Genomic DNA, 12,208 nt, shown 5'->3' with positions numbered 1-12,208 from the left:
CTCAGGGAGGAGAGGGTGAAATGGAACGTGCAAAGCAAATCAACGAATTTTGGTCAGAGGTCGGGCCAAAGGGCTGGTATGAACGTTCGGATGCGCTGGATCAGACGATCCGCGACCGCTTTCTGGGTGATTGGCAGGATGCCGAGGCGCTGACCCGCGCGTGGGAAAGCACGGCGGAAGGCGCGCTGGCTGCGCTGATCCTGACCGATCAGTTCCCGCGCAACATGTTCCGCGATGATCCGCGCGCCTTTGCCACCGATGATCTGGCGGTGCAGATCGCCGAACGCGCGATTGCCGCCGGGTTCGACATGCAGACCCCCGAACCGATGCGGCAGTTCTTTTATCTGCCCTTCGAACATGCCGAGGATCTGGATCGCCAGAACCGCGCCGTCGCCCTGTTCGCGGAACGGATGCCCGGCGAAAGCCTGCGCCATGCCGAACTGCACCGCGACACGATCGCCCGTTTTGGCCGGTTCCCGTGGCGCAACGCCGTGCTTGGCCGCATCGCCTCGCCGCAAGAGCAGCGGCTTATGGACGCGGGCGGATATGGTGCGCTGGTGTCTGGCAAGCTGTCGCTTGATGACCTGTAAAAATTGATTTAACGCTGAACTATCTTTGAATTGGGGGACGAAGGCATGGCTCAGAATTTCGATATGGTGGTGATCGGGGCAGGGCCGGGCGGCTATGTTGCCGCGATCCGTGGTGCGCAACTGGGGCTGAACGTCGCCTGTATCGAGCGCGAGCATCTGGGCGGTATCTGCCTGAACTGGGGCTGCATCCCGACCAAGGCGATGCTGCGCTCGGCCGAGGTGTTCCACCTGATGCACCGCGCCAAGGATTTCGGCCTGTCCGCCGACAAGATCGGCTTTGATCTGGGCAAGGTGGTGGACCGTTCGCGCGGGGTGGCCAAGCAATTGTCGGGCGGCATCGGCCATCTGTTCAAAAAGAACAAGGTGACCTCGATCATGGGCGAGGCGAAACTGATCGCCCCCGGCAAGATCAGCGTGAAAACCGACAAGGGCACCGAAGACATCACCGCCAAGTCGATCATCATCGCCACCGGCGCGCGGGCGCGCGAACTGCCGGGGCTGGAACCCGATGGCAAGCTGGTCTGGAACTATAAACATGCGCTGAAGCCGCCGCACATGCCGAAAAAGCTGTTGGTGATCGGCTCGGGCGCGATTGGCATCGAGTTCGCGTCGTTCTTTAACACTTTGGGTGCCGATACCACCGTGGTCGAGGTGATGGACCGTGTGCTGCCGGTCGAGGATGCGGAAATCAGCGCCTTTGCGAAAAAGCAGTTCGTCAAGCAGGGCATGAAAATCATGGAAAAGGCCACGGTCAAAAAGCTGGACCGCAAGGGCAGCACCGTGACCGCCCATATCGAGGTCGGCGGCAAAACCGAAACGCAGGATTTCGATACGGTGATTTCAGCCGTCGGGATCGTCGGCAATGTCGAGAACCTTGGGCTGGAAGCCTTGGGGATCAAGGTGGACCGCACCCATATCGTGACCGATGAATATTGCCGCACCGGAGTTGACGGCATTTATGCCATCGGCGACGTGGCGGGCGCACCCTGGTTGGCGCACAAGGCCAGCCATGAAGGTGTAATGGTTGCCGAACTGATCGCCGGTCAGCATCCACATCCGGTCAAGCCGTCCTCTATCGCCGGCTGCACCTATTGCCACCCGCAGGTCGCCAGCGTCGGCCTGACCGAAGCCAAGGCGAAAGAGGCGGGTTATGACATCAAGGTCGGGCGTTTTCCCTTTATCGGCAACGGCAAGGCGATTGCCTTGGGCGAGCCGGACGGTCTGGTAAAAACCATCTTTGACGCGAAAACCGGCGAATTGCTGGGCGCGCATATGGTTGGTGCCGAGGTGACGGAACTGATCCAGGGCTATGTCATCGGGCGTCAGCTTGAAACCACCGAACAGGATCTGATGGAAACGGTGTTCCCGCACCCCACCCTGTCGGAAATGATGCACGAATCCGTGCTGGACGCCTATGGCCGTGCGATCCATTTCTAAGATTGCGTCATCCTGCTGAGAAACTGGCGGAGGGGCGATCCCTCTCTCTGCCAGTTTTTACGTGACGTTGACCCACATCAAAGTGTGCAGCCCCGCCCGCGTCTAACCTTGGCCAATTGCCAACAGGAGCAGCCATGACCCCCGAAGCCGCCCGTAAATTTCTGATCGCGCGCCGCCGTGAATTGCTGTCGAACCTGAACGAGATCGAGGACCGGCTGGACGAAACGCCGCCCGCCGATTGGGAAGAACGCGCGGTTGAACGGCAGGACGACGAGGTGTTGCAGGCGCTTGGCCATCAGGAACAGGCCGAGGTGCGCCGCATCGACGCCGCGCTGGATCGCATCAATGCGGGCGAATACGGCGCCTGCGTCAAATGTGGCAACGATATTGCCCCCGCGCGACTGGAATTGCTGCCCGATACGCCCTTCTGCGCCGCCTGCGCGCCCTGATTTCAGCGACCTGCCGGGGCGGTCTGTTCCGACAGAACCGCCTTGAGCGTGGCATAAAGCGTGCGGGCATGATCCAGATCGCCCAGACGCAGCGTTTCCTTGATGTCTTCACAGACCGTGCGGGCCAGTTGCCCGGTGCCATGCCGGTGCTGCATCAGCCATTCCGAACGCAGCGCGGTATTGACGGCGGCTTTGGCCTGGCCTTCGGTCAGCCTTGCGACATCATCCGCAGACAGGCCCGATGCGGTGAGAATGTTATTCAGCGTGGTCATTTCATCGCCTCCACAGCTTTGTGTTCAGCATAACACGGCCACTGACGCGCACCAAAGATACGGGCAGCGACATGCTGACGCAGGGGCGGTTTGCGGTGCGGTTTTGATCCGCATCAATGCAGTTTTGGGCGGGGTTGCTAAACAAATAAGCAGGGAATTATCAAGGGGGCTGTCATGCCGCGTCTTTTTCTGCTGATCCTGTCCATCGCCATGGGCACGCTGGCCGGTATCGGGGTCATTGTCGTGCTGGTTGCGGGCCTTACCGGCGGCTGGCCGATTATCGCGGGGGCTGCTGCGGGGGCTGTGCTGTCGGTTCCGGTGTCGTGGTTCGTTGCCAAACAGATCGTCGCATCAGAACCTTGATGCCGCTTCTCTTGCCGCAGAGAAGGCATGATCTGCCATGGAAAAGGGGCCTTGCGGCCCCTTTTGTTTTATTCGGTCTCGGCTGCCGCAGGCGGGGGCAGCTTTTTCGCGCTGCCGCCTTGCAGCGGATCTTCCTGACGCTGCACCGAACCTTCGAAATGCGCGCCCGATTCAATGGCGATGGTTTTGTGAATAATGTCGCCTTCGACGCGCGCTGTGGCGGACAGGCGGACCTTCAGCCCGCGGACCCGGCCGACGATACGACCGTTGATGATAACCTCATCGGCCACGACCTCGCCCTTGACGGTGGCGGTTTCGCCGATGGTCAGTTGATGCGCGCGGATGTCGCCTTCGACCGTGCCTTCGACCTGAATATCGCCCTGCGTGCGGATGTTGCCGGTCACGGTCAGGTCAGAGGACAGAACCGAGGGGGCCTGTCGGTTGCGCGGGGCCTGCGGTACCGGGGTATCGGTGCGTTCGGGCGTCGGCGGAACATAGGTTTCCGCCGGGGTCTGGCTGCGGTTGCCGGTTTCGGTCACTCGGGTTTTAGAAAACATTGCTTGCCGCCTTGATGAATTCCATGGGGTTCACGGCCCGTCCTTTGACCCGCACCTCATAGTGCAGATGCGGTCCGGTCGAGCGTCCAGTATTTCCCATATCACCGATCAGATCGCCTTGCGACACCCTTTGGCCGGGACGGACGCGAATTCTGCTGAGATGGGCGTAACGGGTTTCGGTGCCAAGTTCGTGGTCAATCTTGATCAGATTGCCATAAGCGCCCTGCCAGCCCGCATAGCTGATAACGCCGTCAGCAGTGGCATAGATCGGGGTGCCGACCGGCCCGGCCATGTCGATCCCCTCATGCGCGCGGCCCCAGCGACGACCAAAGCCCGATGTATAGCGGAACGAGGATTTCACCGGCATCGCCAGCGGCACCTTTTCCAGCGCGATGCGATAGGTGTTGGCCTGATCCAGCGTAATCAGAATTTTGTTGGCGCGGGTCTCGCCCTCGGAAATCGCGGCATTGCCGCTGCTGGAATAGGAAATCGGTGTCAGCGGGCCGCCCTGACCGGAATAGCCGCGTCGCACCAGACGCAGCACTTCCTCTGGGTCCATGCCAGCCTGCCGGAAGACACGGTTCAGAGGCTCGACCGACAGGGCTACGGCGTCTTCAAGCTGAGTGAAGATTTCATCCTGACGGGCAATGATCTGATCGCGTTCGACGGTCAGTTGCTCGGCGGCAAGGCGGGCTTCATGTGCCTCTTGCACGGCATCGCTGCGTTGGGCGGCGGTGGTTTTCAACTCGCCCGACAGAATGTCCAGCGCGACCGAAAATTCCTGCGCGCGCCCCGCTTCGCCAACGGGGGCGCCGGTCTGCTCTTCGATCACGGCGGTCAGATCGCGCGCCTCTGACTTGGCGCTGTCGCGGGCGACGATGGCGTCGCGCAGGGTGGTCTGCACCGCGCCCATGCCGGTTTCCAGCTCGCGGCGGCGTTCCTCGGACGATAGCAGTTGCGATTGCATCTGCGACACCTGATCCAGCGCCACCGAAAACCGCCGCTGCGCCGCCACGGCCTCGGCCGCGCGGGCATCGCGTTCGGCGGAAAGCTGATCCAGACGATCCTCGAATGCGGATTGCGCGCGCAGGATGTCGTCGCGCGATGAACCGGCGCTGATCGCGTCGATCACCAGGATCGAGCTGGCGATGATCGACCAGCCAAACACCACCGCCGTGCCGCCAAAGGCAACGATTTGCGTCAGCGGACGCAACCGGACAAAGCGCGTCGCGTTGTCAGAGCGAAGAAACAGCCGTTGTTCGGGCAGCCAGCGTTCCAGCGAGGTATTCAGTCGGTTCAGAATGCGTCCGGGCAAATCAGCGCGTCCCCAGGTTCGGCGGCCCGGTTTCCCTGCGCGCCTTTGGTTCGATATTCAGACGGATAAAAGGGATGTGTGCCTGAATGGCAACATGCGTTGAGACCAGTGGTCAGTGGATGCGCGAAGACGTGCCCGATCAGGCGGATTCCCGCCTAAATTGTGGATAAATCCCTAGGAAATATCGTATGGCAAGGGGCCGGATCGGTCTTGCGGTATCCTCAGCGGGCGGTCGATCGGGGGCACGGCGCGCTGATGGCAATCGGTGCGCGGGCAGATTCGGCACGAAATGCCAATAGGCTCAAAGGCACGCGGGTTGCCAATATCCAGCCCGTCGGCCTGCACCATGGCAGCCGCATGGCTGATCTCGCACCCCAGCCCGATGGCAAAGCGGCGGATCGATGCGGCGAATGAACCGGCCGGTTTTGATACATCCCGAGCGAGCAGCAGATAGCGTGCGCCATCGGGGGTTTGCGCCAGTTGCCGCAGAAATCGGCCCGGCTGTTCGAACGCCTGATGCACGTTCCACAGCGGACAGGCACCGCCAAAGCGCGCGAACTGAAGCCGTGTCGCGGAATGCCGCTTGGTAATGGTGCCCGCCTGATCCACGCGCACGAAAAAGAACGGCACGCCCTTGTCGCCAGGGCGCTGCATCGTGGACAGCCGGTGCGCCACCTGTTCCAGCGAGGCGCCAAATTGATGCGCCAGCCGCTCCAGATCGTGCCGTTCCGTGCGCGCGGCGTTCAGAAAGCTGCAATAGGGCATCAGTGCCGCCCCGGCGAAATAGTTGGCCAGCCCCAGACGCGCCACATCCCGCGCTGTTGCGCTGCGGAACCGGGCCAGATCCAGTGTCGCTTCAAGCAGGTCGTGCTGTTGTTCCAGCGCCACCTGATGCAGCAACTGAAAGCTGCGAGTGGGGGCATCGGCGGCGGCGTTCATCACGATCTGCCGCCCCTCGCGGCGGAAAACGGCCCCCGGCGGCAGATCGGCCAGCCGCACCTTGATGCCGCGCGTATCCAGCGCCTCGACCGCGGTGTGCCATGGGTCGGCACGCTGCCCGTCGGGGCTGGCAAAGCGTTCCGCCGCGCGGTCCACGGCGTCGATGTAATTGTCGCAATAGTGGAAAAAGTCGCGCACTTCCTCCCACGGGGTGGCCATGGCGTTCTGACCGGCGTTGCCCAGGGCTTCGTCCAGCGCGGCCAGCCGTTCCTGCCCCTGACGATGCGCGCGGTAAAGGTCCAGAAAGGCGCGTGACAGCATTGGCGTGTTCGTGGCCGCCAGTCGCAGATCGGCCAAAGGCGGCGCGCTGTCGAACAAGGGATCGGCCAGCGCCTCTTGCAGATCGATGACCATGCGTTCCGCATCGCCCGAGGCCAGCGAGGCCAGATCAGTGCCGAACTCCTGCGCCAACCGCAGCAGAACCCCGGCAGAGATCGGGCGATGGTTGTTTTCCATCTGCGACAGATAGGGCAGCGATACCCCCAGCCGTTCGGCAAAGGCCCGCTGCGACAGGGATGCCCGTGCCCGCGTTTCCCGCAAGGCGGCACCACCATAAATCTTTTGCAAGGCCATGATCGCCCCCTTGGTTTGCAAATCCGGCTGTAACCTTTGCAAACAATCTTGGGCAAGGGGCCGCGTTGCGGATACCGCGACAAGCCGGGGCAAATCCGGCCCGGCCACAGCAGGCGAGGCCAAAGGTGCGCAGCCTGCCGGTGCGCGCTGAACTGACGATGGGATCAGCAGGGTAAAACCCAGACCGATCACCGCCATCAGGGTCATCAGAAAAGAGCCAAGATTCGCGATCATGGCCCATCATGGGGCGATAACCCCTAAGAAATGGTTGATCCCTGTGGGTTAACCGGACCGCAGCAACTGCCGCTCTCTCGCCATGACCCACAGGATGGCGGCAATGGTGCCAAGCGCTGAGGCGACCATGATCGTCAGCAGCGGCGTGGCGCCCGCCTCTTTGTCCAGCATCCGCGCGGCCAGTGCGGCCAGCCCAGCACCGCCCGCGATCGCCATTGCACCGCCAAGGCCCGATGCCGTGCCCGCCAGTTCGGGGCGCACGCTCATCATACCAGCGTTGGCACTGGGCAGAACCAGCCCGTTACCCAGCCCCATCGCCACCACCGGCCCAAAGAACGCCAGCGGCGTGCGCAGCCCCCACAGGTCCAGCCCCAGCCCGATCAGCAGCGCAGCGGCGACGATGATCGACCCGGCCAGCACCATCAGGTTGATCCCAAACCGCACCGACCAACGCCCCGAGATATAATTGCCGATGAAATAGCCGACCGAGGGTGCCCCGAACCACCAGCCCAGTTGCCCCGGCGTCAGGCCATAGATTTCCTGCCCCACAAACGGCGCGCCGCCCAGATAGGCGAAAAACGCGCCCGACGATGTGGTGGCTGCCAGCGCATAGCCCCAGAACCGCACCGACCGCGCCAGCACCGGATAGCTCGCGATCTGTTGGCGCAGCGGTATTCCGCCGCCTTGCGCGGTTTCGCTGAGGTCCGTCCAGACCAGGATCAGCACGACCACGCCCGCACCCAGCATGACGGCAAAGCTGCCGTGCCAGCCGACGGTTTCTTCCAGAATGCCGCCCAAAGCCGGGGCCATCATGGGCACCACTGACATGCCCATGGTGACATAGCCCAGGCGGCTGGCTGCCTGATCGGGGCCGGACAGGTCGCGGATCACCGCGCGTGACAGCACCATGCCCGCCGCCGATACGGCTTGCGTCATGCGGAACAGCAAAAACAGCCAGATATTCGTGGCCAGCAACGTTCCACATGTCGCCAGCAGAAAGATCAGCAGCGCGCCGATCATCACCGGGCGGCGGCCAAAGCGGTCGCTGATCGGCCCGATCATCAGTTGCAGCACCGCGCTGGTCGCCAGATAACCCGACACCGAAAGCTGGATGGTGGCGTAATCAGTGCCGAAGTCCTGCGCCATATGCGGCAGCGAGGGCAGAAAGATGTTGGTGGCCAGCGCCCCCAGCCCGGCCATCGCCACCAGCGTCAGCAGTGAGGGTGCCTTAACTCCAGTCATGGAACACGAACCACGCACCAAGACAGATCAGCGCAAAGCCGACACCATGTTGCCAGCCCAGTTTCTCGCCCAGATAAAACCATGAAAAAAGGGCGAAAACCGTCAGGCTGATGACCTCTTGGATGGTTTTCAACTGGGCGGTGCTGAAATGACCGTGGCCGATGCGGTTGGCGGGCACCTGCATCATGTATTCAAACAGCGCGATGCCCCAACTGACGAAAATCACCAGCATCAGGGGCGCGGCTTTGAATTTCAGGTGGCCATACCACGCGACTGTCATAAACACATTCGAAGCAATCAGCAGGCCGATTGTCACCACCGGCACGGGCAGGTTTACCATTGCGACTGACTTTCGCGCGCAAGGTTGCCAAAGCGGGTGAACTGCCCCTCGAAGGCCAGTTCGACCGTGCCGATGGGGCCATGACGCTGCTTGCCGATGATGACCTCGGCCTTGCCATGGACGGCCTCCATGATCTGCTGCCACTTGGCCATGGCGTCCAGATCGCTGTCCGAGGGTTTTTCGCGTTCGCGGTAATATTCCTCGCGAAAGACGAACATCACGATGTCGGCGTCCTGTTCGATCGAGCCGGATTCGCGCAGGTCGGACAGTTGCGGGCGCTTGTCCTCGCGGTTTTCGACCTGACGGGACAGCTGCGACAGGGCGATGACGGGGATGTTCAGTTCCTTGGCGATAGCCTTGAGACCCTGCGTGATTTCCGACACCTCGTTCACGCGGCTGTCCTTGGCCGACGCGGCTTTGAGCAGTTGCAGATAGTCCACCATCAGCACGTCCAGCCCATAGGTGCGTTTCAGCTTGCGCGCGCGGGCGGCAAGCTGGTTGATCGGCAGGGCGGGCGTGTCGTCGATATACAAGGGGCAGTTCTGCAAGGCGTGCGCGGCCTCGACGAAACGGCGAAATTCGGATTCGTCCATATCGCCGCGGCGGATGCGTTCTGACGGGACCTCGGCGGCTTCGGACAGGATACGGGCGGCAAGCTGTTCGGCCGACATTTCCAGCGAAAAAAAGCCGACGATCCCGCCCGCCACGGTGCCGGTGGTGCCGTCGGGCTTTTCGCCCATCTGATGCGCCTTGGCGACGTTGAAGGCGATGTTCGTCGCCAGCGAGGTTTTGCCCATCGAGGGACGACCGGCCAGAATAATCAGGTCGGAATTGTTCAGCCCGCCCATCTTTTTGTCGAGATCAATCAGCCCGGTCGAAATGCCCGACAACTCGCCATCGCGCTGATAGGCGGCGTTTGCCGCCTCGACCGCGCCGGTAACGGCCTTGAGAAAGCTTTGAAACCCGCGCTCGGCCACGCCTTGTTCGCCCAGCTTGTAAAGCGTCTGTTCGGCGGCCTTGATCTGTTCTTCGGCGTCGTCATCGACAGCAACGGTGCCTGCGCGCGCGGCAATATCCTGGCCTAGCGTAATCAACTCGCGTCGCAGGGCAAATTCGCGGATCATCTGGGCATAGTCGCGCGCGGCATAGGCGCTGATCGCACCTGCCGCCATCCGCGCCAGATAGGCCGGGCCGCCCAGATCCTTGAGACCCGCGTCCTGTTCCATGAATGCCTTGATCGTCACCGGGCTGGCCAGCGCATTGCGGCGGATGCGTTCGGAACAGATGTCAAAGATGCGGGCGTGGACAGGTTCATAGAAATGATCGGGTTTGATGATCTGACTGATCCGGTCAAACACGTCATTATTGGTCAGCAGGGCGCCCAGCAATTGCTGTTCAGCCTCGATCGAGAAGGGCACGGTCTGCTGCTCCGCCTCGGGTTGCGGGGCGGTGCTGAGGGCGCGAATCTCGCTCATGAGGGTTCCTCTGACAAAGCCTTACGCCTAACGCATTTCGCCGCCGAATGGAATCCGGCGGCGAAAAATAACGGGGGGCGGTTCTGTGGATAAGTTACGGATGCGCAGCCTGCCATGCGCGCGGATCACGCAGGAATGCCTCGACCTCATCCAGCGTCGCGGCGTCAAAGGTCGCCTGCGCCCGCGCCTCGGCCAGCACGTCCCACCAGGTGCAAAGATGGTGCAGCGTCACGCCATGATCGCCCAGCCGGTTGATGGTTTCGGGGAAGATGCCGTAATAAAAGATAACGGCGGTATGCGCGCAGGTTGCCCCGGTTTCGCGGATCGCATCGACAAAAGACAGCTTGCTGCCGCCGTCGGTGGTCAGATCCTCGACCAGCAACACGCGCTGACCTTCGGTCATGGCGCCCTCGATCCGGGCATTGCGGCCATAACCCTTTGGTTTCTTACGCACATAAGTCATCGGCAGCGACAGCCGTTCGGCCACCATGGCGGCAAAGGGGATGCCTGCGGTTTCGCCGCCCGCGATGTTATCAAACGCCTCGAACCCGGCGTCGCGCAGCACGGTCGCGGCCAGAAAGTCCATCAGCGTGGCGCGCACCCGCGGAAAGCTGATGATACGGCGGCAATCCACATAGGTCGGCCCTTTCAGACCCGACGCATAGGTGAACGGTTGCGCGGCGTTGAAATCGACCGCCTTGATGTCCAGCAACATCCGGGCGGACAGGCGGGCGATTTCCTCGCGCGTGGGATAGGGCAGGGTCATGCGTCCTCCTGATGCCAATAAAGCGGAAAGCCGGGGTCAAAGACGGTCACGGTCTCGTCCCCGGCGGTGATGTGTGTTGGGTATTCGGCGGGCGTGTCGCGCCGGGTCAGACGGATTTTGCCTTCGTTTGGCGGCAGGTCATAGAACGCGGCGCCGTTCAGGCTGGTAAACGCCTCCAGCCGGTCCAGCGCGTTTTCATCCTGAAACACCTGCGCCAGAATCGACATGGTGTTCGGCGCGGTAAAGCAGCCCGCACAGCCGCAGGGCTGCAACTTGGCGCTGTCGGGATGCGGCGCGCTGTCGGTGCCAAGGAAAAACCGCGCCTCGCCGCTGGTGGCCGCCTGACGCAGCGCCAGACGATGCGTTTCGCGTTTCGCCACCGGCAGGCAATAATAATGCGGACGGATGCCCCCGGCGAGGATCGCGTTACGGTTGATGACCAGATGGTGCGTGGTGATTGTCGCGCCCAGATCATCGCCACCGCTGCGGGCATAGGCGACCCCTTCGGCGGTGGTGATATGTTCCATCACCACGCGCAGGCCGGGCGTCTCGCGGCGGATCGGGTCCAGCACGCGGTCGATGAACACCGCCTCGCGGTCGAAAATATCGACAGCAGGATCAGTGACTTCGCCGTGAACGCACAGCGGAATACCCGCCTCGGCCATCGCCTCGAACACGGGGCGCACACGGTCGAAATCGGTCACGCCGCTGGCGCTGTTGGTGGTCGCGCCCGCCGGATACAGCTTGACCGCGCGGATGATGCCGCCCTGATGCGCGGCCACCACATCGGCCGGGTCGGTCGCATCGGTCAGATACAGCGTCATCTGGGGGTGCAGCCGCGCGCCCGGTGGCAGCGCCGCCATAATCCGGTCGCGATAGGCGGCGGCCTGCGCCCCTGTCACCACCGGGGGCACCAGATTTGGCATGATGATTGCACGGCCAAAACCTGCGGAATGGGCGGCGACAGCGTGCAGCATCGCCCCATCGCGCAGATGAAGATGCCAGTCGTCGGGAACCGTCAGCGTTAGTGATTTGTTCATAAGGCACGATGTATAACGCGACATGTGAGGATGCCAAGCAGATCGCTGCGCCACTGATGGTGGCCAAGGTTTTTCTTGTGCGGCATTCTGTCGCGAACTACAATTATTGGTTAATTCCATGGTCAAAGGTCGGCGTATGCACAAGTCCTTTAACTCTTTTGCCAATCCGGCGGCGCATCTGATGCTGATGGCACAGATGGCGCGGATCGGCTTCGAATCGCAGGCGGTGATCGCCATGCGGCTGGCCGGAATGATGGGGCTGACCGCCCAATCTCCGACTGAACCACTGCGCATGGTCACAGAAAAACAGCAGGCGGTGATGGAATCGGCGCAGGCCGCTTATCACGCCATCTGGCGCGGCGAGGCTCCAGGTGAGATTTTGTCTGACGCCCTGCGTCCCTATGGTCGCCGCACACGTGCCAATTCCCGGCGTCTTTACCGGGTAAAACCCAAGCGTCGCGGCTGATACTGGCTGCGGTTTTGGGATGATGGGGCTAGGGGGGGTGTTTAGTCCCATCATGTGATGGTCTACTTACCTGTGACCATCGGAAGGACG

At 62.1% G+C, this 12,208-nt stretch carries 14 protein-coding genes; 5 read left to right on the top strand and 9 right to left on the bottom strand.

Annotated features, from left to right (window positions below):
* Nucleotides 1-20: 20 nt before the first annotated feature.
* From Q4G22_RS12320 to Q4G22_RS12310, 3 genes are all read left to right on the top strand, one after another.
* Nucleotides 21-590: a DUF924 family protein gene (locus Q4G22_RS12320; RefSeq protein ID WP_303386235.1), complete on the top strand. Its 570-nt coding sequence runs from the start codon at nucleotides 21-23 to the stop codon at nucleotides 588-590.
* Between the two features lie 45 nt (nucleotides 591-635).
* Entirely contained in the window at nucleotides 636-2,027 is a 1,392-nt protein-coding gene (gene lpdA, locus Q4G22_RS12315) for a dihydrolipoyl dehydrogenase (protein WP_303386195.1), read from the top strand.
* 134 nt (nucleotides 2,028-2,161) lie between these two features.
* Complete coding sequence (locus tag Q4G22_RS12310) at nucleotides 2,162-2,476, top strand: TraR/DksA C4-type zinc finger protein (protein WP_303386194.1); 315 nt, start codon at nucleotides 2,162-2,164, stop codon at nucleotides 2,474-2,476.
* A gap of 2 nt (nucleotides 2,477-2,478) precedes the next feature.
* On the opposite strand, the gene Q4G22_RS12305 is transcribed toward Q4G22_RS12310, so the two are convergent.
* Nucleotides 2,479-2,748 carry a hypothetical protein gene (locus Q4G22_RS12305; RefSeq protein ID WP_303386193.1) on the bottom strand — a complete coding sequence of 90 codons (270 nt, stop codon included), beginning with the start codon at nucleotides 2,746-2,748 and terminating at the stop codon, nucleotides 2,479-2,481.
* Nucleotides 2,749-2,922: 174 nt separating this feature from the next.
* Between Q4G22_RS12305 and Q4G22_RS12300 the strand changes: the two genes are divergently transcribed.
* A complete protein-coding gene (locus Q4G22_RS12300) occupies nucleotides 2,923-3,111 on the top strand; it encodes a hypothetical protein (protein WP_303386192.1) in 189 nt (62 codons plus the stop codon).
* Nucleotides 3,112-3,179: 68 nt separating this feature from the next.
* On the opposite strand, the gene Q4G22_RS12295 is transcribed toward Q4G22_RS12300, so the two are convergent.
* The 8 genes from Q4G22_RS12295 to pyrC all read right to left on the bottom strand — a co-directional run bounded on the left by Q4G22_RS12295 (nucleotide 3,180) and on the right by pyrC (nucleotide 11,652).
* Nucleotides 3,180-3,668 (bottom strand): polymer-forming cytoskeletal protein, encoded by a 489-nt coding sequence (locus Q4G22_RS12295; RefSeq protein ID WP_303386191.1) that lies wholly within the window; start codon nucleotides 3,666-3,668, stop codon nucleotides 3,180-3,182.
* Complete coding sequence (locus Q4G22_RS12290; RefSeq protein ID WP_303386190.1) at nucleotides 3,658-4,983, bottom strand: M23 family metallopeptidase; 1,326 nt, start codon at nucleotides 4,981-4,983, stop codon at nucleotides 3,658-3,660. The genes Q4G22_RS12295 and Q4G22_RS12290 overlap by 11 nt, the downstream gene beginning before the upstream one ends.
* A gap of 174 nt (nucleotides 4,984-5,157) precedes the next feature.
* On the bottom strand, nucleotides 5,158-6,555 hold the full coding sequence (locus tag Q4G22_RS12285; RefSeq protein WP_303386234.1) for a short-chain fatty acyl-CoA regulator family protein: 1,398 nt from the start codon (nucleotides 6,553-6,555) through the stop codon (nucleotides 5,158-5,160).
* Nucleotides 6,556-6,837: 282 nt separating this feature from the next.
* Nucleotides 6,838-8,031 carry a multidrug effflux MFS transporter gene (locus Q4G22_RS12280; RefSeq protein WP_303386189.1) on the bottom strand — a complete coding sequence of 398 codons (1,194 nt, stop codon included), beginning with the start codon at nucleotides 8,029-8,031 and terminating at the stop codon, nucleotides 6,838-6,840.
* Nucleotides 8,018-8,371, bottom strand: a complete 354-nt coding sequence (locus Q4G22_RS12275; RefSeq protein WP_303386188.1) for a DMT family protein — start codon at nucleotides 8,369-8,371, stop codon at nucleotides 8,018-8,020. Before Q4G22_RS12275 ends, Q4G22_RS12280 begins: the two co-directional genes overlap by 14 nt.
* Nucleotides 8,365-9,846 carry a replicative DNA helicase gene (locus Q4G22_RS12270; RefSeq protein WP_303386187.1) on the bottom strand — a complete coding sequence of 494 codons (1,482 nt, stop codon included), beginning with the start codon at nucleotides 9,844-9,846 and terminating at the stop codon, nucleotides 8,365-8,367. The genes Q4G22_RS12275 and Q4G22_RS12270 overlap by 7 nt, the downstream gene beginning before the upstream one ends.
* Before the next feature lie 94 nt (nucleotides 9,847-9,940).
* Nucleotides 9,941-10,612, bottom strand: a complete 672-nt coding sequence (locus Q4G22_RS12265; protein WP_303386186.1) for an orotate phosphoribosyltransferase — start codon at nucleotides 10,610-10,612, stop codon at nucleotides 9,941-9,943.
* On the bottom strand, nucleotides 10,609-11,652 hold the full coding sequence (gene pyrC / locus Q4G22_RS12260; RefSeq protein ID WP_303386185.1) for a dihydroorotase: 1,044 nt from the start codon (nucleotides 11,650-11,652) through the stop codon (nucleotides 10,609-10,611). The genes Q4G22_RS12265 and pyrC overlap by 4 nt, the downstream gene beginning before the upstream one ends.
* A gap of 136 nt (nucleotides 11,653-11,788) precedes the next feature.
* Between pyrC and Q4G22_RS12255 the strand changes: the two genes are divergently transcribed.
* Nucleotides 11,789-12,118, top strand: coding sequence for an antibiotic ABC transporter (locus Q4G22_RS12255; RefSeq protein WP_303386184.1), 330 nt, complete (start codon nucleotides 11,789-11,791; stop codon nucleotides 12,116-12,118).
* The last annotated feature ends 90 nt before the right edge of the window (nucleotides 12,119-12,208 follow it).

The sequence above is a fragment of the Paracoccus sp. (in: a-proteobacteria) genome (assembly GCF_030538655.1).
Taxonomy (GTDB): domain Bacteria; phylum Pseudomonadota; class Alphaproteobacteria; order Rhodobacterales; family Rhodobacteraceae; genus Paracoccus.
Note: the sequence above shows the minus strand (reverse complement) of the source record. Positions and strands in the feature narration are given on the sequence as shown.

Coding starts and splice junctions, on each gene's coding strand:
- Q4G22_RS12320 (WP_303386235.1), top strand. CDS start 21: ATGGAACGTGCAAAGCAAATCAACGAATTTTGGTCAGAGGTCGGGCCA.
- lpdA (WP_303386195.1), top strand. CDS start 636: ATGGCTCAGAATTTCGATATGGTGGTGATCGGGGCAGGGCCGGGCGGC.
- Q4G22_RS12310 (WP_303386194.1), top strand. CDS start 2,162: ATGACCCCCGAAGCCGCCCGTAAATTTCTGATCGCGCGCCGCCGTGAA.
- Q4G22_RS12305 (WP_303386193.1), bottom strand. CDS start 2,748: ATGACCACGCTGAATAACATTCTCACCGCATCGGGCCTGTCTGCGGAT.
- Q4G22_RS12300 (WP_303386192.1), top strand. CDS start 2,923: ATGCCGCGTCTTTTTCTGCTGATCCTGTCCATCGCCATGGGCACGCTG.
- Q4G22_RS12295 (WP_303386191.1), bottom strand. CDS start 3,668: ATGTTTTCTAAAACCCGAGTGACCGAAACCGGCAACCGCAGCCAGACC.
- Q4G22_RS12285 (WP_303386234.1), bottom strand. CDS start 6,555: ATGGCCTTGCAAAAGATTTATGGTGGTGCCGCCTTGCGGGAAACGCGG.
- Q4G22_RS12280 (WP_303386189.1), bottom strand. CDS start 8,031: ATGACTGGAGTTAAGGCACCCTCACTGCTGACGCTGGTGGCGATGGCC.
- Q4G22_RS12275 (WP_303386188.1), bottom strand. CDS start 8,371: ATGGTAAACCTGCCCGTGCCGGTGGTGACAATCGGCCTGCTGATTGCT.
- Q4G22_RS12270 (WP_303386187.1), bottom strand. CDS start 9,846: ATGAGCGAGATTCGCGCCCTCAGCACCGCCCCGCAACCCGAGGCGGAG.
- Q4G22_RS12265 (WP_303386186.1), bottom strand. CDS start 10,612: ATGACCCTGCCCTATCCCACGCGCGAGGAAATCGCCCGCCTGTCCGCC.
- pyrC (WP_303386185.1), bottom strand. CDS start 11,652: ATGAACAAATCACTAACGCTGACGGTTCCCGACGACTGGCATCTTCAT.
- Q4G22_RS12255 (WP_303386184.1), top strand. CDS start 11,789: ATGCACAAGTCCTTTAACTCTTTTGCCAATCCGGCGGCGCATCTGATG.